This is a genomic window from Halobacteriovorax sp. GB3 (assembly GCF_028649655.1).
In the GTDB taxonomy this organism is placed as follows: Bacteria; Bdellovibrionota; Bacteriovoracia; order Bacteriovoracales; family Bacteriovoracaceae; genus BSW11-IV.
In genome coordinates this window covers 491,924-517,539 of sequence record NZ_JAQSLN010000003.1, presented here as the reverse complement: position 1 = coordinate 517,539, position 25,616 = coordinate 491,924, and the positions used below count along the sequence as shown (strand labels likewise).

General features: G+C 37.6%; 27 protein-coding genes. 16 read left to right on the top strand and 11 right to left on the bottom strand.

Features of this window, described 5'->3' with window-relative positions; translation table 11 throughout:
• Nucleotides 1–31: 31 nt before the first annotated feature.
• Complete coding sequence (locus HBN50_RS08730) at nucleotides 32–1,234, top strand: hypothetical protein (protein WP_273869302.1); 1,203 nt, start codon at nucleotides 32–34, stop codon at nucleotides 1,232–1,234.
• 109 nt (nucleotides 1,235–1,343) lie between these two features.
• Complete coding sequence (locus tag HBN50_RS08725) at nucleotides 1,344–2,609, top strand: aldo/keto reductase (RefSeq protein ID WP_273869300.1); 1,266 nt, start codon at nucleotides 1,344–1,346, stop codon at nucleotides 2,607–2,609.
• Between the two features lie 22 nt (nucleotides 2,610–2,631).
• Here the strand turns inward: HBN50_RS08725 and HBN50_RS08720 are convergent, their stop codons facing one another.
• Entirely contained in the window at nucleotides 2,632–3,465 is an 834-nt protein-coding gene (locus tag HBN50_RS08720; RefSeq protein ID WP_273869299.1) for a TIGR02147 family protein, read from the bottom strand.
• A gap of 157 nt (nucleotides 3,466–3,622) precedes the next feature.
• Between HBN50_RS08720 and HBN50_RS08715 the strand changes: the two genes are divergently transcribed.
• Entirely contained in the window at nucleotides 3,623–4,096 is a 474-nt protein-coding gene (locus tag HBN50_RS08715; RefSeq protein WP_273869298.1) for a hypothetical protein, read from the top strand.
• A 43-nt stretch (nucleotides 4,097–4,139) separates the two neighbouring features.
• Here the strand turns inward: HBN50_RS08715 and HBN50_RS08710 are convergent, their stop codons facing one another.
• On the bottom strand, nucleotides 4,140–4,643 hold the full coding sequence (locus HBN50_RS08710; RefSeq protein ID WP_273869297.1) for a hypothetical protein: 504 nt from the start codon (nucleotides 4,641–4,643) through the stop codon (nucleotides 4,140–4,142).
• Complete coding sequence (locus tag HBN50_RS08705) at nucleotides 4,640–5,392, bottom strand: slipin family protein (RefSeq protein ID WP_273869296.1); 753 nt, start codon at nucleotides 5,390–5,392, stop codon at nucleotides 4,640–4,642. Before HBN50_RS08705 ends, HBN50_RS08710 begins: the two co-directional genes overlap by 4 nt.
• 88 nt (nucleotides 5,393–5,480) lie before the next feature.
• On the opposite strand from HBN50_RS08705, the gene HBN50_RS08700 reads away from it, so the two are divergent.
• From HBN50_RS08700 to HBN50_RS08685, 4 genes are all read left to right on the top strand, one after another.
• The gene (locus HBN50_RS08700; RefSeq protein ID WP_273869295.1) at nucleotides 5,481–6,335 is read left to right on the top strand and encodes an ATP cone domain-containing protein; all 855 of its coding nucleotides are present in this window, start codon (nucleotides 5,481–5,483) and stop codon (nucleotides 6,333–6,335) included.
• Nucleotides 6,332–7,639 carry an MBL fold metallo-hydrolase gene (locus HBN50_RS08695; RefSeq protein ID WP_273869294.1) on the top strand — a complete coding sequence of 436 codons (1,308 nt, stop codon included), beginning with the start codon at nucleotides 6,332–6,334 and terminating at the stop codon, nucleotides 7,637–7,639. Before HBN50_RS08700 ends, HBN50_RS08695 begins: the two co-directional genes overlap by 4 nt.
• 272 nt (nucleotides 7,640–7,911) lie before the next feature.
• Nucleotides 7,912–8,307, top strand: coding sequence for a nucleoside triphosphate pyrophosphohydrolase family protein (locus HBN50_RS08690; RefSeq protein WP_273869293.1), 396 nt, complete (start codon nucleotides 7,912–7,914; stop codon nucleotides 8,305–8,307).
• A gap of 88 nt (nucleotides 8,308–8,395) precedes the next feature.
• Entirely contained in the window at nucleotides 8,396–9,538 is a 1,143-nt protein-coding gene (locus HBN50_RS08685; RefSeq protein ID WP_273869292.1) for a hypothetical protein, read from the top strand.
• On the opposite strand, the gene HBN50_RS08680 is transcribed toward HBN50_RS08685, so the two are convergent.
• Both HBN50_RS08680 and HBN50_RS08675 read right to left on the bottom strand, forming a co-directional pair.
• Nucleotides 9,512–9,661 carry a hypothetical protein gene (locus tag HBN50_RS08680; protein WP_273869291.1) on the bottom strand — a complete coding sequence of 50 codons (150 nt, stop codon included), beginning with the start codon at nucleotides 9,659–9,661 and terminating at the stop codon, nucleotides 9,512–9,514. The genes HBN50_RS08685 and HBN50_RS08680 overlap by 27 nt on opposite strands.
• Before the next feature lie 49 nt (nucleotides 9,662–9,710).
• Nucleotides 9,711–11,036, bottom strand: a complete 1,326-nt coding sequence (locus tag HBN50_RS08675) for an NfeD family protein (protein ID WP_273869290.1) — start codon at nucleotides 11,034–11,036, stop codon at nucleotides 9,711–9,713.
• Nucleotides 11,037–11,070: 34 nt separating this feature from the next.
• Here HBN50_RS08675 and HBN50_RS08670 point away from each other — a divergent pair, with 34 nt between their 5' ends.
• Nucleotides 11,071–12,387: an amidohydrolase family protein gene (locus HBN50_RS08670; RefSeq protein ID WP_273869289.1), complete on the top strand. Its 1,317-nt coding sequence runs from the start codon at nucleotides 11,071–11,073 to the stop codon at nucleotides 12,385–12,387.
• Here the strand turns inward: HBN50_RS08670 and HBN50_RS08665 are convergent, their stop codons facing one another.
• Nucleotides 12,388–13,164 (bottom strand): exodeoxyribonuclease III, encoded by a 777-nt coding sequence (locus HBN50_RS08665; protein WP_273869288.1) that lies wholly within the window; start codon nucleotides 13,162–13,164, stop codon nucleotides 12,388–12,390.
• Between the two features lie 387 nt (nucleotides 13,165–13,551).
• Here HBN50_RS08665 and HBN50_RS08660 point away from each other — a divergent pair, with 387 nt between their 5' ends.
• On the top strand, nucleotides 13,552–13,869 hold the full coding sequence (locus tag HBN50_RS08660; RefSeq protein ID WP_273869287.1) for a helix-turn-helix domain-containing protein: 318 nt from the start codon (nucleotides 13,552–13,554) through the stop codon (nucleotides 13,867–13,869).
• Nucleotides 13,870–13,936: 67 nt separating this feature from the next.
• On the opposite strand, the gene HBN50_RS08655 is transcribed toward HBN50_RS08660, so the two are convergent.
• Nucleotides 13,937–14,581, bottom strand: a complete 645-nt coding sequence (locus HBN50_RS08655) for a hypothetical protein (RefSeq protein WP_273869286.1) — start codon at nucleotides 14,579–14,581, stop codon at nucleotides 13,937–13,939.
• Nucleotides 14,582–14,735: 154 nt separating this feature from the next.
• On the opposite strand from HBN50_RS08655, the gene HBN50_RS08650 reads away from it, so the two are divergent.
• Nucleotides 14,736–15,722: a malate dehydrogenase gene (locus HBN50_RS08650; RefSeq protein WP_273869285.1), complete on the top strand. Its 987-nt coding sequence runs from the start codon at nucleotides 14,736–14,738 to the stop codon at nucleotides 15,720–15,722.
• Nucleotides 15,723–15,748: 26 nt separating this feature from the next.
• On the opposite strand, the gene HBN50_RS08645 is transcribed toward HBN50_RS08650, so the two are convergent.
• Genes HBN50_RS08645 through HBN50_RS08635 form a run of 3 tightly spaced genes read right to left on the bottom strand, consistent with a single transcriptional unit; the run spans nucleotide 15,749 to nucleotide 17,530 of the window.
• Entirely contained in the window at nucleotides 15,749–15,916 is a 168-nt protein-coding gene (locus tag HBN50_RS08645) for a hypothetical protein (protein ID WP_273869284.1), read from the bottom strand.
• Between the two features lie 49 nt (nucleotides 15,917–15,965).
• Nucleotides 15,966–16,400 (bottom strand): Crp/Fnr family transcriptional regulator, encoded by a 435-nt coding sequence (locus HBN50_RS08640; protein WP_273869282.1) that lies wholly within the window; start codon nucleotides 16,398–16,400, stop codon nucleotides 15,966–15,968.
• An 8-nt stretch (nucleotides 16,401–16,408) separates the two neighbouring features.
• Nucleotides 16,409–17,530: a hypothetical protein gene (locus HBN50_RS08635; protein WP_273869281.1), complete on the bottom strand. Its 1,122-nt coding sequence runs from the start codon at nucleotides 17,528–17,530 to the stop codon at nucleotides 16,409–16,411.
• A 119-nt stretch (nucleotides 17,531–17,649) separates the two neighbouring features.
• Between HBN50_RS08635 and HBN50_RS08630 the strand changes: the two genes are divergently transcribed.
• The 4 genes from HBN50_RS08630 to HBN50_RS08615 all read left to right on the top strand — a co-directional run bounded on the left by HBN50_RS08630 (nucleotide 17,650) and on the right by HBN50_RS08615 (nucleotide 21,987).
• A complete protein-coding gene (locus HBN50_RS08630; RefSeq protein ID WP_273869280.1) occupies nucleotides 17,650–18,843 on the top strand; it encodes a U32 family peptidase C-terminal domain-containing protein in 1,194 nt (397 codons plus the stop codon).
• Entirely contained in the window at nucleotides 18,840–20,021 is a 1,182-nt protein-coding gene (locus HBN50_RS08625) for a U32 family peptidase (protein WP_273869279.1), read from the top strand. The genes HBN50_RS08630 and HBN50_RS08625 overlap by 4 nt, the downstream gene beginning before the upstream one ends.
• A gap of 68 nt (nucleotides 20,022–20,089) precedes the next feature.
• Nucleotides 20,090–20,779 carry a hypothetical protein gene (locus HBN50_RS08620; protein ID WP_273869278.1) on the top strand — a complete coding sequence of 230 codons (690 nt, stop codon included), beginning with the start codon at nucleotides 20,090–20,092 and terminating at the stop codon, nucleotides 20,777–20,779.
• The gene (locus HBN50_RS08615; protein ID WP_273869277.1) at nucleotides 20,779–21,987 is read left to right on the top strand and encodes an amidohydrolase family protein; all 1,209 of its coding nucleotides are present in this window, start codon (nucleotides 20,779–20,781) and stop codon (nucleotides 21,985–21,987) included. Before HBN50_RS08620 ends, HBN50_RS08615 begins: the two co-directional genes overlap by 1 nt.
• Here HBN50_RS08615 and HBN50_RS08610 read toward each other — a convergent pair.
• A complete protein-coding gene (locus tag HBN50_RS08610) occupies nucleotides 21,969–23,099 on the bottom strand; it encodes an N-6 DNA methylase (RefSeq protein WP_273869276.1) in 1,131 nt (376 codons plus the stop codon). The two genes, HBN50_RS08615 and HBN50_RS08610, sit on opposite strands and share 19 nt — an antisense overlap.
• Before the next feature lie 173 nt (nucleotides 23,100–23,272).
• Between HBN50_RS08610 and HBN50_RS08605 the strand changes: the two genes are divergently transcribed.
• Nucleotides 23,273–24,286, top strand: coding sequence for a hypothetical protein (locus HBN50_RS08605; protein ID WP_273869275.1), 1,014 nt, complete (start codon nucleotides 23,273–23,275; stop codon nucleotides 24,284–24,286).
• Nucleotides 24,283–25,608, top strand: a complete 1,326-nt coding sequence (locus HBN50_RS08600; RefSeq protein WP_273869273.1) for a hydroxymethylglutaryl-CoA reductase, degradative — start codon at nucleotides 24,283–24,285, stop codon at nucleotides 25,606–25,608. The genes HBN50_RS08605 and HBN50_RS08600 overlap by 4 nt, the downstream gene beginning before the upstream one ends.
• Nucleotides 25,609–25,616: the final 8 nt, after the last annotated feature.

Sequence of the window (25,616 nt, the reverse complement as noted above, 5' to 3'; positions counted from 1 at the left end):
AAATTAGATTTATCGATTTCATGGAGGAGATATGATTAAAAAATCACTAGCAATAGTGGCCGCGTTTATTTTCGTTTCAAATGCATTGGCCCTAGAAAGCTTTCACAACAGATTCAAATTAATTAGAGATGACAGTGGTAAACTTGTAGAAATCAGAGATGCTTCTTTGACGTTTAAATTTTCTATTTGGCCATATGTTAATCATATCACTGAGACTCTTGAAAGAGAGCAAGATAGAATGAATCAAAAGTCTAATTACGAAGCTGAAATAGAGGACCTACTCGCCGAAGAGGCTTACCTTGCAGGAGATAAGAACTCTGAGAATATAGAGAGAGTAATCCTTTCTCTTAAGTCACTTCAAGGTCTCGATTTAAGAGTGATGCTTCAGGATGAATCCGTAAAAGAAGTGCTAGAGGTTTTTCAGACTAAAATTACTGAAGTTCTTCAAGCTTTTAATCCATCAATTATCGCAAGACTTGATAACCCAAGCTTTTTTTATCAAAGAAATGTAACTTACCAAGTTCTTACGTTCGCTCTTAATTTTGCCAAGAAAAAATTAAGTCATCTTCCAGTTCTTAATACAGTTTCTTTTATTCTTATGGAGTCTGAGAGGCTTATTAATCAACGTCGTATGTACCACCAAAATATGTTACTTCACTATTTTGAGAGAATGGATGAGGCTGAGCTGAAGATGACTGCAAGTGAAGTTGATCTTGCATACTCTTCAATTTATGAGTCGCGTATCCCATGGTTTGCTGTTTGGGAATCAAAGAATGCCAAGAAGAATTGGGCCAACTATGGTGTGAATAAGTTCTTTCAAGAGTTCAGAATGGCAACGAATAAACTTCGCTCGAAAGGTGGCCTTTATACTCAAATGGGTGAGAGAGTGAATTATGCCTTTCAAGAAGTTGTTTATAAAGGTGAGTCCGTTATTGTTAACCTAGTTGATAAAGAGTCTATGTTCAATTCTATGCCAGCTGTTGCTTATAGCTTTGATAGACCTAATCGCGTTCTAAGAAAGAGATCTGTTCTTCAATTAGGGCAGCTTGGTCTAAGTTTTCTGACTATAAATGGTACGATCAAAGATATGGCGACAAATTTTATTAAGTCATTCTATGAGAATCAAACGTTAACAGAGGGAGCTCTTTATGCTCACTTTGATATTCAAAATAACGAGTTCATGAAAAATGAACTTAAGAAGCAAACAGTAAATCCATTTGAAACAAGTCTCTAATATTTCATAAAAGGGGGAGTGTATTCCCCCTTTTCTTTCAAAGACCCTTTAAAATTCTCTTCTTTATTTGATATGATAAGTAAAACGATCATCATCTAAGGGTTTTTCTATGACAATTCAATCAAAAATCGGTTTTGGTGCTTACAGAATAAGTATTCGATCAAATGAGCACTATCTGGCCTTAAAATCAGCCGTTGAAGCTGGACTCGATCTTATCGATACATCGGCCAACTATACAAATGGAGAGTCTGAAAAACTTATTGGTAAGGTCTTAAAGGAGTTTCCTGATAAAGATATTAAAATTGTCACGAAGGGTGGTTATATCCAAGGTGATAATATTAAGTTGTTAGAAGTTCTAAACTCTGAGGGCAAGGCCAAAGAAGACCTTGTTGAGGTGAATGATCAACTCTATCACTCAATTCATCCCGAATTTTTACAGTCGCAAATTGATTTAAGTTACGAGAGGTTAGAGCACCATAAAATTGATTTTTATCTCCTTCATAATCCTGAGTATTATTTCTATGAAGACAACGCTAGTCAGGATGAATTTTATCGTCGTATTGAAAAGGCCTTTCTCTTTTTAGAGAAAAAGGTGGAAAGTGGAGAAATTGAAAATTATGGAATTAGCTCTAATGGATTTGTTTTAAGTGAAGATGATAAGCAACATGTTTCTCTGAAGCGCATTATTGAAGTTGCAAATAAGATAGGAGCGAAGAGGTTTAAGGCCATTCAGTTTCCGGCCAATCTCATTGAAGTTGGTGCCTTTGAAAAAGATAGTGAAGGACTTTCACTTATAGATAGGGCCAAGCAAAGTGGTTTGATTACATTTTCTAATCGTCCGCTCAATGCTTTTAAAGATCAAAGATTAGTTCGACTTGCTTCTTATGAAAAGCTGTTTTCTATACCAACGATTGAAGAAGTAAGAGCTCAGTTAGATCACTGCTTAAACTTGATGGAGGAGAAATTCCAGTCTCAATATTCAGACGATGAGCAGCGCTTTAAGGAGCTTCCTCTTGTGGTCCAGCTCACTGAGATTTTTGATACTCTTCCGACGCCAGATGCTGTTGATCAAGTTTATTTTGAGCACTTCTTTCCTTTGATTGCAAAGGTGTGGGGTGGAGAGGGCCTAAGTGCTGAAGAATCAGCTCCCTTCTATCATCTTTACGAACTAAATCAACTTCTTGCTAGAAAAAATATGGGTGATATTGGAAAGAGCTTTTTTACACAAGCACAAAATATGGGTCTTATTCAGGCCCAAGGTGATAGGCCTCTGTCTGTTATTGCTATTGAATATTATTTAAATAATGGTATCGATCATGTTCTAGTAGGTATGAAGAAAATAGACTATGTGAATCAGCTAAAAGACTTTTTCTAAGAAAGTTTTACGCCTTCAATATTTAGTCTTTTGATTCTTCTTCTTTTTTTGAAAGAGGGAAGAATTGTAGATTCAATTGATATACTTCATCACCTGGATTAGCTTCGAATTTTTCAGAGAATTTGATTTGAAAATCTCTTATGAACTCTTTCATTTCTGCAAGCTTTTCTTTTTTCACTGTTAGTGTTGATCCATGGAAAGCACGTTCTGTAAAAGGAACATCAAAGGCTTCTTTGCCGTTTTCCATTTGGTCTGTGTGGTATTGTCTGGCATGTTCTCTGTTAATTTCTTGTTTTGGAACAATGTGATTTGTTGGTCTAAGTTTTCCATCTTCATCGGATAGAACACCCTCTTGAATCATTTGCTTAATGATAACAGAAATCATATCAGGAGAGATTTTATTTTTAAGTCTTTTGCTGATCCATACGGGATCATTTTTGAATTCTTTTAATTGAGTGATTTCTCTAATAGCATAACTGGCCCAGTTAAAGACGAGTTGGATTTTATCTTCTGTCGTTCCTTTCAGTTCTTTGATCTCTTGAGATTGCTCAAGCATCAAGACAACATAGGAAGGATCATCTTTTGCTGATTTTTGAATCTTAACGAGCTCTCTAAAGTAGCGCTCTTCTTTTTCTTGGAATTTAAAATATTGGCAGATCTTGTCTTGAATACCTTTTCCGGCATGACGTTGACCATTAATAATCATCGTAATAGCAGATACGCTACTTAGGCCCATTTGTTTTGCCCACATACCAAAGGACCACTGAGGATGAGTGGACTTCTTTTGGTTAAAGTGATCTTTCAAAAAGTCACGATAATCTGTGTACTCGAGGATATTAATCTTTTTTGATTCCATATATCACCTATTTAACAACTTATCGGCATCTAAATCTAGAAGCTTAAGTGTTTTTTCACACCTTTTGTGAAGGGAATTTGCTCTAAACATTTTTCAAATGCTTTGAAATCTAATCCTCAACAAATTACATTCGGTTCACCATAAAAGGGGAACATCGATGAAAAAGTTTTTAACAGGATTAATGATCGCGCTTAGTATTGTAAGCCATTCTGTACAGGCTGATAGCCAAGTTGTCTATAGTTGTGTCGATTCTACAGATGTCGTTGGTGATTCTCAGGTTGTTTATAACCTTGCAAATTTTGGACTACCAGAAGAGCTTCATGCACAAGTAAATTGTATGATCACAAGAGCTCTTGTTGATAATTGTCTCAATGTTTTTGAGGCCGGACGTGAGATCATTCTTAAGAATATCCGCTTTAGAAAAGATGGGGCACAGAAATCAACAAACTCTGGAGAGCTCGTTATGGATCTAGAAATTAGAGTTGAAAAGTTAAGTCGCTCTAATGGGAATATTCTCAAGTCCATTGGAACTGAGACGATCCAAATTAAATTTGAATCAGAAGATAAGTTAAAGCCTACACTGGAAAATATGAAAGTTGTTGACATTTCCTCCAGTGGTGTGTGTAAGTAGGTTTTATTGGGGCAGGTGGCGTGGATGGCCATTTGCTCCTTTCTTAAAGCTCTTTGAAGCAGCTTCCATCATGAAAATCTGGCCTCTCTTGCGGGTGATCTAATGCAAGAAATTCTTGATTATAATCATAAGAAAGAACCGCAGTGGCGTTAAAGAAATCGAAATCATCTAAGTTATAGGGCGATAAATTAATCTTTGTGTCAAAGCTTCTCTCTCCATTCCAGTAAAATGCAACGGGTCCTTGAATCTTTGCTTCTAGGAGATCAGAACGATAGGATGCGAACTCGTAGCAATTCCAACGACCATCATGGGTGAAATTGAATTCTAAGTAGTGGCCATCTTTTGATTTTAAAAATAACTCAAAACATGTTTCCATCCATAGCTCTCTTTGTCTTTTCTCTTTGCTATTGGAACTATGAAACAGGGGAGAATCTCCGATTATTTCATAGGAGAGTTGTATTAGGTCATCATGAATAGATTGGAGTTGAAATTTAATAGAGAGTCCCTTTTTCTTAGAAAAAGGGACAAGTGTTTCTATTATTTTCATTTCTTTTCAATCATTGACTTCATAAGATCGATTGGCAGTGGAAAGAACGTTGTTGATTTTCCTTCTCCTGCAGATATTTCTCTCATGGTGTCAAGATAGCGAAGTGTGATGGCATTATCTTGAGTGTTGAGCATCTCGGCTGCCTTTGCAAGCTTTTCCGAAGCTTCAAGCTCTCCTTGAGCACTAATAACTTTCGCTCTCTTATCTCTTTCTGCCTCTGCTTGTTTGGCCATGGCCCTTTGCATTTCTAGTGGTAGGTCAATGGCCTTCACTTCAACTGCACTAACTTTAATTCCCCAAGGCTCAGTTTGCTCATCGAGAATTACCTGGAGTTTAGAATTAATTTTATCTCTTTGTGAGAGAATTTCATCTAATTCAAATTGACCAATAACAGAGCGAAGTGTTGTTTGCGCAATTTGTGCTGTGGCCGACCAATAGTCTTCTATGGCGATGATGGCCTTTTCCGAATCTTCAACGCGAAAATAGAGAACACCATTAACTTTTAAAGTAACGTTATCTTTTGAAATAATATCCTGAGAGGGAATATCCATTGTAACTGTTCGAAGATCGACTCTTCTCATTTTTTCAAGTCCAGGGATAAGAATGATAAGACCCGGTCCTCTTACACCTGTTAATCGACCTAGTCTAAAAACAACGGCACGTTCGTATTCTGTTAAAATTTTAATCGTATTAAAAACGAGAATAATAAGAATAATAATCAGGGGAAGAAATGAATAAATTTGAGGCATTGCCTTTGACTCCTTTTAAGATTCATTAGTATTCTATCCTTACAGATTATTTATTGGCAACAAGTGGCGACAAAGGAGTGTTTGCCTCATGACACCATTTCTACTGAGAAAACGTAATAAGCAGCAAGAGCGCTATGATAAAAGAAAGCTTAAAAAAAGCTTAAGAAGAAGTGGTCTGCACGAGAAAACCTGTAATGAGCTAGTTGAAAAAATGGAAAAGGAACTCTCTAGAGAAGTCTCCACGACCAAGCTTCACGGTATGGCCAGAAGAGAGCTAGAAAAGCACTCTAAAGTAGCTGCCGCTAATTATCATATAAAAAGGGCCATGGAATTACTTGGACCAACTGGTTACCCGTTTGAGATTCTCTGTAGTGAACTTTTAAAGATGAAGGGTTTTAAAACCAAAGTCAGTCTTAATGTTAAGGGACAATTTGTTTCTCACGAGGTCGATGTCTATGCCACGAGAGCTGACATGGACTTAATGTGTGAATGTAAATATCACAACTCAAGAACTCATAAAAATGACATTAAAACGGCCCTCTATGTTTATGCTCGAAGTTTAGATATTAAGGCCAATCCCATTTCTCCTGGTTTTGATCATTTTCTTATCATCTCAAATACATATTTTTCAAAAGATGCCATCACTTATGCAGAGGGAGTTGGACTTGGATTAATCTCCATGAATTATCCCGATAGTGAGTATAACCTTGTCGAAAATATTATTCGTTATAAAGTTTATCCTGTAACCGTTTTAAAATCCTTAAAGGTCTCTGATGCCAAATCTCTTTTAGGCGAGGGGATCGTTGTGATTAGACAACTAAAGCGCAGAAGAAAGTTTGTGCAGGAACATCTTGGCCTTGATCATGATAAAATGGAAAAGATTATTGAAGAGATCAATTGCCTTTTGGCCAAGGCGATAAACTCAAAGCGAGGGGATTTATGAACATCACTTTTATCGGGGCCCTTGGAACTGTAACAGGTTCTAAAACGCTTATAGAAATAGAAGGGAAGAAGTACCTTATCGATAGCGGTCTTTATCAAGGAAGTGATCTTGTTCAAAAAAAGAATTTTGATGCTCTAGGCTTTGAAGCAAATGAGATCGAAGCAATCTTTTTGACACATGCTCACCTCGATCACGTAGGGCTCATTCCACTTCTTTATAAAAAAGGTTTTCGCGGAAAAATCTATGCCACAAAACCTACAATTGAAATTAGTAAAATCATTCTAGAGGATAGTGCAAAAATTCAAGAGCATGAAGCGAGAGAGAAAAAAACGAGCCCACTCTATACAATCGAAGATGCCTTTAGTTGTTTTGATTTGTATGAGACGATCAGTTTTCACAAATTATACAAATTGGACAATCTAAGTTTTCGCTTCTTAAGGGCCTCTCATGTTCCAGGTGCCGCAGGCATCTCCTTATATGATGGAAGTCGTGGAGAGAGTATTTATTTCTCTGGGGATCTAGGGCGCAAAAATGATGATCTTCATCACTCTTATGATGATTTGCCAGAAGTTGATGAACTCGTTTTAGAAGGAACCTATGGTGATCGACTGCACGGTGCTGATGATTTTCTAATAAAAATGAAAGAACTCATTATGAAGGCCAAAGCTTCAAATGGACTTCTTTTAATCCCTTCATTCGCTTTGGCGCGAACTCAGGTTCTTATTTATCGACTCTTTGAACTCATGAATCATGCTCCTGAATATAAAATCCCTGTCTATGTTGATAGTCCAATGAGCACAAAGATCACTGAACTGTATCGAACTTTTGGTGATGAATTGAAGATTAGCGAAAAAGATTTGAATAAGGCCTTTGAATTCGCACATTTTATTGAATGGTCAAAAGAGCGAGAGAAAATCTATCGAGATAATGAGGCCCGAATTGTTTTAAGCGCAAGTGGAATGGCAACAGGTGGTCGCGTTGTCGACTACCTAGAACGTTATCTTAAGTATGAATCAACGAGTGTTCTTTTTTGTGGATACGTAAGCGAGAACTCCCTTGGTCGAGAGCTACTTAATGGCGAGAAAGTTGTTCGTGTTAATGGACACAAACAAAGAGTTCGCGCCCATATCGACCAGCTTCATTCTCTTTCGGCTCACGCTGATTATCAGGAGATGATCGATTGGATTTCTAAGTCAGATAAAAGGCCAAGAAGAGTTTATTTAATTCATTCGGAACAAAGAGTGAGGGAGAATTTTAAGAAGATTCTTATGGAGAATTTTGATTTTGAAGTCATTTTACCTTAATGCTGCTTCGAGTTGTCTGAATTGACTAAAAGTTGACATTGAGATGACGCAAAGATGGGAGAGAATTGCTTTAATAGATATCAAGAAAACGGGGATCGGAAACGCAATCCAAAAGTTTAAGTAGCGACATCCCATTCGATACTTATCATCTTGTTTCTGACTTTCTTCTCTCTCAAAAAGGCTCCGGTCCCATTTCTAAGGTTAGTGCAAAGAATGAGCTCGACAATCGTCGGGCTTTTCTTTTATTTTGTCTTAGAAACTAAGGAGAGATTATGAATACATCTGAATATGTTAAAAATGCTATTAAAACTGAAGCGACTGACTTTAAGGCCATGGATGAGCGCCTAAGCGATGATGGATTAAAGAGACTTTTACACGCTGGCATTGGTCTTTCTACTGAAGCAGGAGAGTTCTTAGATGCTCTTAAAAAGCATATCTTCTATGGAAAAGAGCTCGATCGCGTAAATCTAGCTGAAGAGATGGGTGATCTCTTTTGGTATATGGCCATCATCTCTGATGAGCTTGGAGTAGAATTTTCAGATGTTATGAATCGTAACATTACGAAATTAAAAGCAAGATATGGAGAGAAGTTCTCTGAAAGCGCCGCTGAAAATCGTGATCTTGAAAAAGAGAGAGCAATTCTAGAAGAGCAATCGTTTAAATCTTAGTAGCATCTATTCTTTTTTCACACTCTCTATCTCTAATTCTATTTCTTTTATAGAATTGTACGAAAATCAGTAACTTAAGGGATAGAGAGTGAAATATTTCAAGGCCTTTTTCTTGGCCTTCTATTTATTGGCATCTTCGACTATTGTCGATGCAGCTCCAAGAAAAACAAATTGTTTCGCTCTTGTTGAGGAATTTATCGGTTCGATGGATACCTCTCCAACGCGAGATTTTTCGGCCCGCATAGAGGAAAGTTCTATGGCCCAAAGGGAGCCGATAATAAGAAGTTTCGTCTCATCTCAACCATCGCCATTTTGGTCATCAGATTTTTTCAAACAAGATTTCTTTTTAAAAAATAGACGCTCTCCCGTTGTAGGAGATGCTTTTGAAAGTATGAAAAGGCGCGTATTTGCTTTAGATAAAAAAATACAAACTCTTTCTTCACAAGTAGAGACTCACGAGAATAGTTTTTATTTTGATACATTTCGTTCTCAATTAAGAAAGATTGTCATTGCGGCCAAGAAGAACTTTGAAAAGTCTTCCCTTGATAAGAAGCGACTATACACTCACTCTGATCACTATACGATTATTTCGAACTTTCTTCTTGTTCCAACTCTAGGGGAATTAGCGGAATTAAAAGTTGCTCTTTCTAGGGCCAATGTTATAGGCCGTAGTATTTATCCATTTACTTTAAAAGGGATAAATTTAAGTAATATGACACTGGTTCAAAAGATATTTAAAGAATCCCTTGAGCGCGAGATAGATCATTTAGTCAGGAATATTGAGCTTGGTGGATTAAGTGTTGATAAGATTAAAAGGCAATATCCTAGACTAGCTGGAACAATTGTAGAAGATGAGAAAGATATTTTTGTTAACAAGCTCCGTTCAAAGATAGAAACAAAAGAGATTGATCTCATTAGTATCAATCCTGAATCGGGAAAAATTACGTTTCACGAAGTAAAGCACTCAGAAAAAACAGTGGGGCGAATTGCTGGAACGAGAAAAAGTATTGTGGATCAGGCAAGGTTAACGTTAGAAATTCTGCAGTTTACTAGACTTGATAAAATTGTTGAAACTGAGGTTGTATTTCCATTTGGCGGAGACAAGGAACTGGCAAAAAGTCTCGAGGCCATTGGCGTCTATCACGACGGGGAAGTTCGCGTCTCGGAAATCCCCATCGATGAAATGGTTGTGGTTCCCGATTTTTTAAAAGAGGGCCTTGAAAGTAATTAGTCCTTTAAACCAATTAGCAAATTCTCTTCTAAGCCATTCAATTTCTTTCATCGAAATCTCTCCCTGCTTAACAAGAGTGAGAGCAATATTTAAAACGTAACTAAAACGGACGCGTTGGGCCATTGTTTACTCCTAAAAATAAAATGATTTACCAAAATGTAGTCGATCTCTTTTAGATGATCAATTGCATATTTGTATTTTGTTCTTTAATTACAACTTTATCACCTTGATTGTGCTGGATAGGACTTTGGGCCTTCCAAAACTCCCCGTTAACTTTCACTTGATACAGATAAAACTCACCCTCTTGTCCAAGGGAAGTGATAACTGTCCCCTCTAGGCCAACAAATTTATTGAAACTCTTTTTTCCTACATTTTTTTGATCTCTCAAAATAATATAGGCCATAAAAATGAGAAAAAGCACAATGGCCGACGTGGCAGAGAAAATAAGTTCTCCGCTAAGATGTATGTATGAGTCATTGGTGCGAAAGAGAAAGAGTGAGCCGGTCACTAAACTCGCTATTCCCGCTATAGAAAGAATCCCATAAGAAGTGATATAAACTTCCATGATAAATAGAATAAAGGATAGGGCCAATAACCCTAGTGCTCCAAGGTTCAGTGGAAGAACTTGAAAACCAATGGCCGCAATAATAAGAGATACTGCCCCAAGTGCTCCAGCGATCATGCCTCCTGGAGTTTGTAGTTCAAGATAAATCAATGCCGCACCAATTAGAAAGAATAAGTAGGCCAGAGATGGGTTGGCAAAGATATTGAGAAGTACTTGGCCTAGATCCATTTCTTGTTCAACGACTATAGGAGTAGCACTCATTTTTAATCGACTGTCAGTTCCCTTGATGTGGATGACTTTATCGCTTAGAAAGTTTAGTAGCTGAGCTTCACTATTAACTATGCCATCGATAACTTTCTTTTCTAAGGCCTCTTTGGCCGTAAAACTTTGGGCCTTCGTGATCATGAGCTCAAAGGGCGCTGGATTTCTTTTTCTGGTTTCACTTAGGCTTCGAACAAGGGCCACAAGATCGTTTATCGCCTTGTCTCTAAGGTCGTCTTCTTTTATTTTTGAGCCCATTTGAACAGGTGTTGCCGCGCCGATATTGGTTCCTTCACTCATTAGAAGAATATGAGCACTGGATGAGATGATCGCTCCTGCACTTGTGGCACTCGAACCTTCTGGGGCCACCCAGACAATAAAGGGCAGGGGAGAGTCCCCGATGAGCGTGAGAATTTTCTTGGTCGTCGAGATGAGTCCACCAGGAGTATTCATTTTAATGACGACTAGGTTGAAGTCTTCTTTAATGGCCCTTTTTAAAGCATTGTCTAAATAATTAAAGGTTGCAGGATTAATTGATGAATCAATTGTGGTTAAAAGGATCTTATCTACTTTGTAGGTCGTCTCATTTGGAATTGTTTGCGCCATAGCACTTAGAAGTGGCGCTAAACAAAGACAAAGGATTGCGTAAAAACGTAGAAAGTGATACCTCATGATGTCCACCTTTTAAAAATTGAGGAGAATTCTTTTGAATCCATTATACAAGATAATCTTATGTGATTATATCAACCCTTTATCGGATAAAAAGTGCGAGTTTGTTAAAAATGGCGCTCTTGTCTTAAAAAAATATAAAGATGGCTATAAATTTGTAGAAAAAGGCCTAGAGAAAAAAATCCTACCGAAATACGCCAGTAAAAAATCAATTGAAGTAAAAGATGCTATCGGTCAAGTGGCCATGCCTGGTTTCTATGATATGCACTTTCACTGGGTGCAAGATGATGTACGCCTCATGCCAAAAGATAATCTTCTCGATTGGCTTTCAAATTATACGTGGCCATATGAAGCTAAATTTAAAGAGAGGAAATATTCTAAGGAAAAATCTGCTAGTTTTGCCACAGAACTTCTTGCTTGTGGAACACTTGGAGGAGCTGTTTATGCGTCTATTCATCCACACACAGTAGATGATGCGCTAAAGAACTTTGTTGGGGATTACATTGTCGGAAATGTCCTCATGACAATGAACTCACCAGAGTACTTAAGCCAAACAAAGAAAAACGCAATTAGCAGTGTTACAAAATTAGCGAGTAAGTACAAAGAAAAATATGCCATGACTCCTCGCTTTGCTATCACAACGCATCCTGATGTCATGAAAGAGTCTGCAAAGATTGCGAGACAAAATAAATCTTTTATTCAAACTCATTTGAGTGAGACTCTCAATGAGATCGATTTTGTAAAATCAATCTATAAAGATATTAAGGGTTTTGAAAAGGTTCCAACTTATACTGATATTTATAAGAAAAGTGGTGTTCTTGGGAAAAAGACAATCATGGGTCATGGAATTTATCTTTCAAAAGAAGAGTTGAAAACGCTCGCTAAGACACAAACGGCCGTTGCACACTGTCCAACATCAAATGCACCCGTTAAAGAAAAAGGTCTTGGTTCTGGACTTTTTGATTTCAAGTTTACTGAAAAGCACGGAGTTCGTTGGGCATTAGGAAGTGATATTGGAGGAGGACCATTTCTTTCAATGTTTGATGTTATGAGAAGTTTTGTTGAGCAAAATGAAAAGAAAAAAGTAAAGGGTGCAACTTATATTAAAGCACTATACCGTGCAACAATGTCTGGTGCTGAAATTATGGGTAAAGAGAAGAAAACTGGAAACTTGGAGAGTGGAAAGTTTGCAAACTTCATTCTAGTAGATGCTCCTAAGTACCAAGACAAAGATAAGGCCGAAGAAGTTTTAAAGAAAATCATCGCGCCAATGAAAAAGAAAAGGGCCGAGTACGATAAACTCGTCAATGAGACTTATTTTCTCGGCCAGTGTGTTTTTTCTAAAAATGACTAACTAGTTAGTATCGATTTCTAAGACGATTGGGCAGTGATCACTGCCCAAGATGTCTATTTGATGGTAACAGTCCTTTAAACTCTCTTTTAGGCCTTTTGAAACCCAAAAGTAATCAATGCGCCAGCCAATATTTCTTTCGCGACAATTAGAACGATAAGTCCACCACGTGTAATGGCCGTTGCCCTTAGGGTTGAAATGGCGAAAAGCATCGATAAAACCCGATTCTAATAACTTATCCATCCAGGCCCTTTCGTTGGGAAGAAAACCTGTGGTTTTTTTATTTGTCTTTGGATTGGCAAGGTCGTCTTCTGTATGGGCCGTATTGAAATCTCCTGTGATCACAATTTCTTTACCCGTATCTTTCATTAGTTCTTTTGCTTTCGCTAAAACAAGCTCACAGAAGTCCATTTTATAGGGGACGCGTGCGTGATCACGCTGACCATTGGGGAAATAGCAATTTATTAAAAAAAAGTGCTTAAACTCAGTAATTATTGTTCTTCCCTCATCATCAAAAATATCTTCGCCAAGTCCTATTTTTGAATTGGCCTTGAGATTTTTATGAATCCATGTAGAAACACCACTATAGCCCCTCTTTTTTGCGGGGGCGTATAAAGTATCGTGATCTGGTGGAGTGACAACTTCTTCTGGCAACTGGTCAACCATGGCCTTGGTCTCTTGAAGGCAGACCACGTCAGGGGCCGAATTAAGGTACCAGTTATAAAATCCTTTTTTTACACAAGCTCGAAGGCCTGCGACGTTCCATGAGGCTATTTTCATACAAAATCCTTAGTTTTTCTTTAGGTATTTATTACAAATTAGCTTTATTATTTCAAAAGTATTTATTAAATAAATTGGGGTTGCTAAAAAAAAAGACTTGATTTATGATAGAGTTAGAGTTGAGGTTGTCTTTAGTTAGGTGTCTTAACTTGTTGAAAGTTCGTTTTTGCTTGATCTTGATCACCTAAACAAAATAATGTAAGGTAAGATAACCTTAATTTAAAACAAAAGTAAAGGTGTTTAGGCTAAATCTCGAGTTTTATTTAGAAGTAATAATTTGAGAATGCGAAGATTAACTAATAATTATTTTGAATTTGATCATATGTTTTTTGATATTGTCTTAGTTAAGTTAAGACAAATAAACGGAGATTTTACAGGAGAATATTTATGCGCTGCTTTGAAAACATTGCAAAACTAATTAGAACAAAAAGAATCAACCACCCAAAAGGTTATTCTCAATCTGAACTTTCACACCTTCTTGGTTACAAGAATGGTCAGTTCATCTCGAACGTTGAAAGAGCACTTTGTAACATTCCACTAAAAATGCTTACAAGAGTTTCTGAGGTTCTAGACATCGATCCAGCTGAACTTAAAGCTGCGATCCTTAAGGATCACGAAAGAACACTAGATAACTACCTTGAGAAAGGAAGAGCACAAGCTGCTCAAACTAGTGAAGTACAAGAGTCTTCTGCTGCTCTTATGTAATTTAAAAAAAATGGTTGCGAAAAAAAGCCCCGCTTTATAGCGGGGCTTTTTGTTTTTTAGGCTTAGTTTAGAGACCTTTGTAGGCCTTGTAGTCTTCTATTGATCCCACACTTTCCTCTGTATCTTCAGAGTAGTCAGAATCAGACTGAGTCGTTAAATAGTGAGGATCTTCGATATCTTCATACTTAACTTCGATCTCTCCCATCTTTGGAAGTTCATGATTATTTGAATAGATTTGATCGGGAGAGAGGCCATCGAAATGCTTGTTAAAGATTTCCTTTTCCTTCTCATTGAGTCCACTTTCAAACTCTCTCACTTTATTCATACTGGCTTCGTAGTTGCGCTCAAGCTTCGCAAGCTGTCTTTCATCAGCACGGTAGTATAAAGAAAAGTACTTTCTTCTAGCATGGAGATGTTGTTCTAAAATATTGAGGTACTTCGTAATAACTCGCTGAGGTCCGCTAGGGGCCTTTCTATTATTTCTATTTTGAGGTCTACGACGTCTCTTATTATTGGATGAACCAGAAGTTTTCTTTGGACGAGTCGCCTGGGCGCTCTTTTCTCCTGTGTTGCTTTTTTGAGCCTCTGGATTATTTGAGCGTGGTTTATTAGAAGAGTTATTTCTTCTTCTCGACTTACTTCTATTTGGGCGGTTCGAGTTTTTGGCCGGACGGTTTGGTTTCGAACCATTATTTTTATTGTCTTCAGACATAGTGTGTTACCTTCCTTGAAAGTTTAATAATAGTCAAGGCCGACTCTACCGTCAACTTTTGTCCATAACACATTGGGACTGTTCAAACTGTGAAAATTTGATACTGTTAGGGAGATTTCTATTGATACTTAGGATGCCACAAGGAGTTTTTTTTATGGCAAATAAAAAAGTTAAAGTTGCGGTAACTGGTGCCGCTGGTCAAATTGGTTATGCAATCCTTTTTAGAATTGCTTCTGGACAAATGTTTGGACCTGAAACAGATGTAGAGCTATCTCTTCTTGAACTACCTCAAGCACTTGGTGCTCTTGAAGGTGTGAAGATGGAACTTGATGACTGTGCTTTCCCACGTCTTAAAGGAATTACTTGCACAGATAAGATGGAAGTAGCTTTTAAAGATGTAAACTGGGTTCTTGCAATTGGTGCAGTTCCAAGAAAAGATGGAATGGAGAGATCTGACCTTCTTAAAGTAAATGGTGGAATCTTTGGTCCACTTGGTAAGGCCATGGCAGCTCACGGTGCTGATGACTGTAAACTTTTTGTTGTTGGTAATCCATGTAACACAAACTGTCTTATTGCTATGGAAGCTTCTGGTCTTCCTAAAGAAAGATTCTTTGCTATGACAACTCTTGATGAAAATAGAGCAAAGACTCAACTTGCAATGAAAGCAGGTGTTGATGTAACAGAAGTTAAGAACATGACAATTTGGGGGAACCACTCAGCAACTCAATATCCAGATTTCTACAATACTAAAATTGGTGGGAAATCAGCTGCTGAAGTCATTACAGATACACAATGGCTACAGGGTGATTTTATTTCAACTGTACAAAAGCGTGGTGCTGCGATTATTAAAGCTCGTGGAGCTTCATCTGCCGCTTCTGCTGCTAATGCATGTGTTCAAGGTGTTTACAACCTTACTCACGATACTCCGGCCGGTGAGACATTCTCTATGTGTCTTTCTTCTAAAGGTGAATATGGAGTTGATGCTGGTCTTATTTTCTCATTTCCATGTAGAGTTGAGAATGGTCAATTAAAAGTTGTTGAAGGTGTTGAGCACAACGAATTTGGTAAACAAAAATTTGAAGCAACTCTTGATGAACTAAGAACAGAAAGAGATACAGTTAAAGAACTCGGACTTATCTAATAAAAAAGGCTCCCTAAGGGAGCCTTTTATTTTTGCATTTCATTAAACATTTGCATTCTTTGAAATTGGGCCTCTTGTTGATTGGCCTGCTTTTCATCATGATCTTCAACCCAACTTAGTGGGACGCGAAAATTATTTGATGTACAAGCACTCACTACAAGCACAACGAAGAGACAAGGCAATAGCTTTTTCATAAGAACTCCTTTTTAAGTTCTTATCGTCATATTTGATTAATACTTGAGCTTATTTGTCGCCTTTTGTGATTGAGAGAATATGTCTTTGTTCTTCTATTGATAAGGCCTCGATTTCATGGACTTTTTTCTTCTTCAGTCCATTCTTTCTTACAAGCTCATCGGCTTGGCGAAGTCTCTTTGTTAAGTCTTGTCCCATGCGATAGAGCCAGTTTGGAAAAACTTTTTGGCTTTCCTCTAGAGGTAATTGAATTAAAGTACAATCTGTCTTGGCCATGACATAGGCCGATCGTTTTTGATGATCAAAGTAGGAGAGTTCCCCTAGAAATTGTCCTGAAGGAATAATGGCAACAGGATGAACCTTCGTTCCCTCTGTTACAAAAACGAGGAGCTCACCTTGTTCAACCCAATAGAGATCAAAGTCTTCATCTCCTTGAGAGCATATGAGTTCGTCTTTTTTATAAGTTTTTCTAATTCCAGCTTCCATTACTTTCCCTATAAGTTAAATGTTTGCTCTATTTGAAAGAGAAGTTCTTTTTCTAGTTGCTCGTAGTAAATCGACTGAGGCGTATCATCAGATAGAAAGAGTGCCTTTCTTCCAAGCTGAATGTTAACCATGTGATCGAAGTCGATAATTGGAATAGACTCTCTCTTTGCTTTATTTCTAATAATAGAGTTTAAAACAGGGTGTGTTCGCCAAAATTTACAATCATAGGCATGGGCGAGCATTAACTCTTTTTTTGCTTCCCCGTATTTTCCAAGTCTCATGGCACTGTGGCCGACAAGATAGTGTGAATAGGCATTTCCATTGGTCACAGAGAGAAGTTTTCTCGATCTATAATAGGCATCTTTAACTTTTGATTCTTTAAGAAGTCTTCTAATATCATTTTGCTCAATAACAATGGTGTTGCTATTGGCGTTGTCGCAAACTTCTTTAGGCGCAAGCTCAAAGTTTATGGGATCAGTGATAAAAAGTAGCTTTGAGTTGTTTTGCCTGGCAAAGTAAATTAACTCACTGAGTTCCAGCTCAAAGATTTTAAAACTAACTTCTAGAATGATTTGCTTGGCCTTTGTCGATATGTCTTTATCAAAAGGGATAATTTCTTTCGATAGCAAAATTGGCTTCACTGGTTCATAGATAAATCGACTTAAATCGGGAAGTGTCATTATGAGTGAAAGAAGTTTTTGATTATCGTAGCGTTCGATATTTTTTAGAATCTTTTGGTATTGATTCGGACGAAATTTCAATTCCGTATGCTCTGAAGATCCAAGGTAGACGATAATCATCTTTGGAAGCTTTTTGAGAGATTTTAATTTGTGGAGAATCCTGTGGAGACCTTCATCTCTTTGTGCCCAAAATTCAACTTTCAGAGGATAGCGTAGGTTTTTTGATGTTACTTTAACGATATTATCGGTAAGTGATTTTAATTCGAGTGCCTTTTGGTCGCCAAAAACGAGGACATCGCTCTGGTTAATTTCCTGGTTAGGGGATTGTTCATAGGTGAATTTGTATGGGTAGGGCTCAATCTGCTTTTGAGTACTTATGAACCTGTGTGTCACAACTCCAATAGCACCTAGAATTAAGAGCAAGAAAATATATTTAATCTTTTTGAGCATAGAGCTAAAATCCGATGTTTTGGGGTATAAAAAAGCATCTATACCTTTATTGTATTAGAAAAATCTGGTAGTTAAAAGACGGGTTTTTCTGTCCTATTTTTAAGACTTGGATTTTGCTTATGACAAAAAGATGGGTGCCTGAGCTACTTGCTCCGGCCGGTAATTTAGAGAAATTAAAAGTGGCCATTCTTTATGGGGCCAATGCTGTCTATCTTGGAGGCCAAAAATTTGGACTTCGATCGGCCGCCGATAATTTTACATACGAAGAGCTAGAAGAGGGTGTGCGTTTTGCTCATGAGAGAAATGCTCAAGTTTATGTCGTACTCAATAGCTTTTTACATGATAAAGAATTAGATGAGCTTCCTGAGTTTTTGGAATTTTTAGAAAGTATTGGCGTCGATGCCTTAATTGTTTCTGATCTTGGTGTTATTACGACGATTCAAAATCATTGCAATATAGAAATCCATTTATCTACACAAGCAAGTTGTTTAAATGTTTATGCAGCAAAAATGTGGAAAGAGATGGGAGTGACTCGCATCGTTCTTGGTCGTGAGGTTTCACTAAAAGAAGCGTCAAAAATTAAAAAAGAAACTGGCCTTGAAGTTGAAATGTTCATTCATGGTTCAATGTGTATGGCCTACTCGGGAAATTGTGTGATCTCAAATTACACTCAAGGGCGTGATTCTAACCGTGGAGGTTGTGCTCACTCTTGCCGTTTCGAATATAGCTTAGATTTTGAAGAAGAACAAAAGAAGGCCTACTTCATGAGTTCAAAAGATCTCGAAGGAATTCGTGTTCTGCCTGAGTTCATTGACTGTGAGATTGATTCGCTAAAAGTTGAAGGTCGAATGAAATCTCATCACTACGTTGGAACGATTTCAAAAGTTTATTCTGATGCCATTAAATATTATGAAAAAGAAGGGCATCTTCTTAGTGAAGATATGAAGGAATGGGAAACGGAGCTAAGAAAGATTACTCATCGTGATTATACTCAAGCCTCTCTCATTGAACCTGCTGGTGCCGACTCTATTTATACGGAACGTCTTCACGATGAAAATGAATACGTGGTAGTAGGAGTAGTTCTCGATGTTCATGAAGATGACCATCTTGTGATTGAAGTTCGCTCAGCCTTTAGACCTGGTGATACCTTAGAGCTTGTTCCTTTTTCTGGACCAAGCCAAGAAATTGAAGTTTCCTTTGCTACGACCATTATGGATGAACCTTATGAAAAAACTAAGCCTGGTTACTTAGTTAAAATTCCTTATGTAAAAGAGGCCCAAAAGTGGAACATCGTCAGAGCGAGGTTATCATGAAATTAATTAGTTATTTGCAAAAAGAAGAAGACCTCATAAGGGCTAAAGAAGCCGGTCTAGAGGAAGTAATCATTGGTACAGATGTCTTTTCTCGCTTTGGTTCACTCACAATTGATAAGGCCAATGATCTTGCAAAAAAGTGCCTTGCTCTTAAAATACGACCTGTTTTTGAATGGGATGTTTTGATGGTGCAAACTAAATTTGAAATAATCGTTCCAAAATTAAATGAAGTCGATTTCAACTCTTTTAAGGCCATTCGTGTTCAGGATCCAGGGGCCTTTGGTTATATTTTAGAACACTACCCAAATTTACCAATTCAACTTAATCTTGAAACTGGAAATCACAATCTCATAGGGATTCAGCGATGGATCGACTCGGCCAAAGAGAGAGTTGAGCGAATCATTTTATCTATTGAATTTCCAAAAGCTAAACTAGAAGAATATATTACCAAGCTCAAGGTTTCTGTAGAATTTTTGGGACTTGGGCGTATCTTGTTATTTTACACGCCAAGAAGTCTTCTCGGTCCACTTGTTTTTGATCACGATGATTCAGAAGTCGTCTCTGTTCATAACAGACCTATTGAAGTTTATGGATCAAGTGAAGAATCACCACACAGTGGTTTTCCAATCATTGAAAATAGACATGGGACTTTTATGTTCAATATAAAAGATCATTGTCTATTAGAGAACTTTCTAGAACTGCAGCAGATGAATCTTGCTTATTGTCGAATTGATCTTCGATTCGTTGAACAAAACACGAATCTTTTAAAAGATATTCAAACTCTCAACGATTCTTTTGATAGTGAACTGGCAAAGTCAATCAAAGAGAAGTATCCAGCGAAGGTCATTCGTGGCTACTATCAAGTTAACAAAAGTGATGCTCTTTTCTCTAAACTTAAGAACAAGAGAACTCTTAGAAATGATGAGAACTATCTTGGAGATATTCTCGAAGTGAATAAGAAAAAGCACTTAGGCCTTCTCATTCGAAATGAATCAAGACAGTTAAAAGTTGGCGATCAAATCGAAATTAGAACACCTGATGGAAAAGTGAAAAATACAGTGATTCACGAACTTAAAAACTCTAAGCACGAAAGTTTAGAGGAAGCTTCAAATGGACAAGTGGTTTTCTTTTCTCATGTTAGTGGCGTTAGTGTGAAGTCGAGTGTCTATTTAGCATGATTTTATCCCTGCGCATTCTCCTTGTTTTTGCTTTGTTTCTTTTGACTAGTACGTTTGCAAGAACAGACTTGGATTATCGATTTCAAGGGAGCTTTCGTTCTTACCCACAAGGGGGAGCGGTTGATTCAGACCTTGGAATCGGAAAGCTTCTTTGGAAGAAAAATCCAATTCTCTATGGATATGTAAGATCTTCTTTGCAACTAAAAACAAGTGCAATCGTTAACTATGCAACAGCGCAGCTTGAAGTCTTTCCGGTATCATTTATTGGCCTTTATATTGCTAAATCATATGGACATCGATCATTAACGAATCTACAGGGGTTTGATTGTCTTGAAGTCAATTGCACAAGCTCTGTTAGGAAAAATGTTTTTGGAATGAATATTGCCCTCGCTTATAAGAAATTTAAGTTGGTTCACTTTTTTCGCCAAGAGCAAATTCATTACAAAGATGAGCAAGGAAGTTTTGCCGAGGAATTATCAAACCTTATTTTAACTCAAAGTGATAAGCTTGATTCGTTTACGACTATCTTTGGGCGAGATTTAAAAGATCAGTGGTTTGTTGGTGCACTTCATCTCTATTCGAAGGCCCATCATAGCAAGAATTTTACTTCGATGAATTTTCTTGTCGTTCAAAAGACTATCGAGCGCTGGAGTTTTCAAGGAGGAGTTGGTAAATTTAGAACTTCTCTTGGTAAGGATCATCTAAGCTCTCTTTTTATTGTTCGTTATAATGGTAAAAAGGGATTGAGGTTATTTTAATGAAATCTATTCTTTTACTTTGTTTTCTTTTTTCTTCTTGTTCTGTCATGTACAAAAAACTTGGTGGTGATTTTTCTCATAAACCAGATGAAATTAACCAGGTTCTATCTCAAGATGCACAAAAATTGATCAAAGAGAGTTTCACTAATATAGATTTAAAAAAGATTGAAGATCTTCATATGCACGTTGCTGGTCTTGGAAAGGGAAATACTGGTCTTTGGGTCAATCCCAATATGAGAAAGTGGTGGAAGCACCTTGGAAAATATAATCGTTTTAATGTTTATCTATCAGCAAGTGGTGTTCAGGACATTGATAAGGCCGATCAAGAGTATGTTACTCGTTTAGTATCGCTTCATAAAAACCTTCCTTTTGTATTTAAGTCTCATATTTTTGGTTTTGATTATCATTATAAAAAAGATGGAACGATAGACTATCATCATTCTGAATTCTATGTTCCTAATGATTATATTGTCGAACTATCAAAGAAGAATCCTGAATACTTTGTTCCTGTTGTCTCTGTTCACCCTTATAAAAAGGGGGCGATAGAAGAGCTTGAAAAGTATGCTGAAATGGGGGTTCGCCATGTTAAGTGGCTCCCAAATGCCATGGGAATGGACCCTTCTGATCAGTCACTTGAGCGCTATTATAAAACTCTCATCGCTAATAACATGACTTTGATCACTCATACTGGTGAGGAGAAGGCGGTTGAAGGAGAGGCCTTTCAAGAGCTTGCGAATCCTTTAAAACTAAGATACCCCCTCGACCTTGGGGTCAAAATCATCATGGCCCACATGTCTAGTCGTGGTCAGTGTAAAGACTACGATCATCAAAATGTGAAAGTGGAATGTTTCGATCTATTTTGGCGACTTTTTAAAGAAAAAAAATACGAAAAAAATCTCTTCTCTGAAATGTCAGGTCTTCTTATTCACGCGAGAATTGGCCGTCCTCTCAATAAATTAATTGAGCATCCAGAAGTTCATCATCGCATTGGTTATGGATCTGATTATCCATTAGTTGCAATTAACTTCATCTATCGAACGAGTCAGTTGTATGAACTTGGTTACTTAACAGAAGGTGAGAAAGAGGCGCTTAATGAAATCTATGGCGTAAACCCTCTTCTTTTTCATTACGTTATGCTTAGAACTGTTCGTCATCCTAAGACAAAAGAGAAGCTTACAAGTGAGGCCTTTCATTCTCCATTTTTATAGAGAATAAACTTCACATCCATTCCGCCATTTTGAAAGAGAAGTTCTTTTTCTTTTAATAGACCTTTAACTTTTGGATCTCTAAATTTTTTAGGAATGAGAATACCTATAAACATTGGCTCATATAGCTCTTTCCATTTCTTTAAAAGAAATTCGAAATACTCTTCTTTATTGCCTGCTATTTTGACTCTTTTTCCATAGGGTGGATTGCAAATGATCGCGAGATTGGTGGAGTCGATTTCTTTTTTTTCTAGTCCATCACCTTTTGATGAAAGAATCCTTTTTGTTGTGTCTTCATATGTTGATTCAAAGGCCTTGATATTTTCAATGAGCCCTTGGTAAGTGGATGCATCCAGCTCGTTGGCATAGAGGTTATTTAATTTAAAGGGGACTTTTTCTTTTAAATCTTTTGGTACAATAGCTTTAAAAGCTTTCATGTACTCATATTGAAAAGATCTCTTTTGATCTTTTGCAAAACTTAATGCTTCAAAGAGAAAGGTGGCCGAACCGCACATTGGATCATACAGATCAATTTCTTTATTTTGATCTTTTAGAAAACTAAATAAACAGGCACTGGCAAGATTCTCTCTAAGAGGGGCTTCACTAGAGTGGAGTTTGTATCCTCTTTGATCGAGCCTATTTCCACATAAGTCGAAATTTAGACTTACGAGATCTTCAGTCACTCTGACATTCAACTGAAATTTCCCCAGAGTTCTCGCAAGCTCTAGGTCTTTTTTCTTTGGCGCCTGTGCTTTATAAAAGTCTTCGATTCCTTTAATTATTGAGGACTCAATTTTTTTTGTGTGCATGAGACGCGAATTTTTACAGGTGACTTTGATTGCGGGAACTTCTCCTAAGAGATAGTCACTCCATTTAATTTTTGTAGTTTTTTTATAGAGCTTAGGAAGATCGCGACACTTAAATTGATCGATTCTAAGTAATATGCGCGTAGGTATTTTAAGCTTTGGAATGAGGGCACTTATCTCTTCTAAAGTGAAGAGACCTTCGAGTACTCCTTTGGCCTTTTCAACTTTAGTGTCTGTTAAAAGTTTGAGCTCTGCTTGTGCGAGTTCTTCTAGTCCAAGAGGTATTTGAATAATGATAGGGAAGTTCATGTCCAATCTATCTCATGGAAAGCTCACAAATAGCTAGGCATATTCTAGACTTTTTCTGCTAAATAGATCTTTGTGAGTAAAAAATTCAGATACTTGGAACCTTTACAGGGCTTGTTTAAGCATCTGTTTTTTGTCATGACGTAAAGGGTCAGACATGTTATGTTCTGCCTGTCATGACAGTATTAGATAAACGAAAAACAGACCACATTGAACTGGCCGTTCAGGCCCAATTAGAAAGTGCACAAGTCGATGGGCGCTTTTACTATGAACCTCTTTTTGGTCATCATCCTAAAGAAATTGATTTGCAGTGTTCATTTCTCGGCAAGAAGATGGGGGCCCCTCTTTGGGTTTCATCTATGACCGGGGGAACAGGACCTGCGAGACATATCAATCAAAACCTTGCCCAGGCCGTAAAAGAGTTTGGACTTGGAATGGGACTTGGCTCTTGTCGCTCTCTGCTAGAGAGTGAAACATATTTTGAAGACTTTAATCTTCGTCCTATTCTTGGAAAAGATGTTCCTTTTTATGCCAATATTGGAATTGTACAAGTAGACGAGCTTTTAAAAACAAAAGAAATTCATCGCCTAGAAGATCTTTTAGAACGTTTGGATGTCGATGGAGTTTTTGTCCATTTAAATCCCTTACAAGAGTGGTTTCAGCCTGAAGGAGATTTCCTCGAGAGAAGCTCTCTTTCTATCCTAGAAGAGCTTATTTCTAGCTCTAAGATGAATGTTATAGTGAAAGAGGTTGGACAGGGAATGGGGCCTAAAAGTCTTAAGGCCTTAATGACAATGCCATTGGCCGCTATTGAATTTTCTGCTTTTGGGGGAACTAATTTTTCTAAGCTTGAGATGCTTAGAGATCACCAAGGGATAAAAACAGCTTACGAACCACTTGCAAAAGTCGGTCATACCGCTAGTGACATGGTCGTCCTTGCTAATGAAGTGCGCCGTAGTCTTGGTGATGATTGTTTAGTGAAAGATTTCATTATCTCTGGTGGGGTGAAAGATTTTCTCGACGGTTATTATCTAACATCCTTATTTGAAGGCAATGCTGTTTATGGCCAAGCAAAGGCGCTTTTAGAGCAAGCTAATCAAGATTATCAAACATTACAAACATATATCCGCTATCAATTGCTAGGACTTTCCATGGCCAAGCAATTTTTGACCCTAAGGAGTTCACTTTGAAACCAATTAAGGGATTTTCTAAATTAACAAAAGTAGAGAAGTTAAATTACATCGTTGAGAATTACTTAGACGCTTCTAAGCACAAGCTCGAAGAGATTAAAAGCTTTTGGCACTCTAATGCTCAAGCGCAACAAATCCTTGATGACTTTTCTGAAAATACTGTTTCGAATTTCTTTTTCCCTTACGGGGTGGTTCCTAATTTTAAGCTCAATGAAACTCTCTACTGTGTTCCAATGGTTATTGAAGAGAGCTCTGTTGTCGCAGCTTGTGCTCGCTCAGCTAATTTTTGGTTAAGCCGTGGTGGCTTTAAAGCGGAAATTGTTGGGACAGAGAAGGTTGGGCAGGTTCACTTTTCTTGGAAAGGTGAGAGTTCAAAATTAATTAAGTTTTTTAATGAGAGCGCAAAAGAACTTCTACTCAATGAAGTAGCTCCCCTTCTTACAAATATGGAACAAAGAGGTGGTGGTCTCAACTCGCTGGAGCTTAAAGATTGTACAGATAGAGAAGATGACTACTATCAACTCTGGGCCACATTTGAAACATGTGATGCGATGGGTGCTAACTTTATCAATTCTGTGCTAGAGGCCCTTGGTCAAAAATTTAGAACTCTTGTTAGTGATAATGAGAGTTTCAATGAAACTGAAAAAGATCTTCTGGTTATCATGGCCATCCTTTCCAATTACACGCCAAATTGTCGTGTGAAGGCGATGGTTGAGTGCCCAGTTGAAGATTTAGAAGATAAAAGTCTTGGAATGAGTGCTGAACTTTTTGCTACAAAAATGAGAAAAGCTGTTCGTATTGCCGAGATTGATGTCAATAGAGCGACAACTCACAATAAAGGGATCTTTAATGGTATTGATGCTCTGATTCTTGCTACTGGTAATGATTTCAGGGCGATAGAGGCCTGTGGTCATACATATGCAGCAAGAGATGGTCAGTATCGTTCTCTTACGCACTGTGAGATAAAAGATGGACTCTTTCGTTTCTGGATAGATATCCCACTCGCCCTTGGAACAGTTGGAGGATTAACCAAGCTTCATCCAATGGCCAAACTATCTTTAGATATGTTAAATAAGCCTAGCGCAAAAGAATTGATGATGATTGTTGCTGCTTGTGGACTTGCTCAAAACTTTGGAGCACTTCGTTCACTGGTAACTTCTGGGATTCAAAAAGGTCATATGAAAATGCACCTTGTGAATATTTTGAATCAGCTTGAGGCTTCCGAACAAGAGAGAGAGATTGTAAGGGCCAAATTTCAAGATCGCATCGTTTCTTATAAAGACGTGAGAGAAGAACTAGCAAGTTTAAGAGACTTACAATAATAGGGATT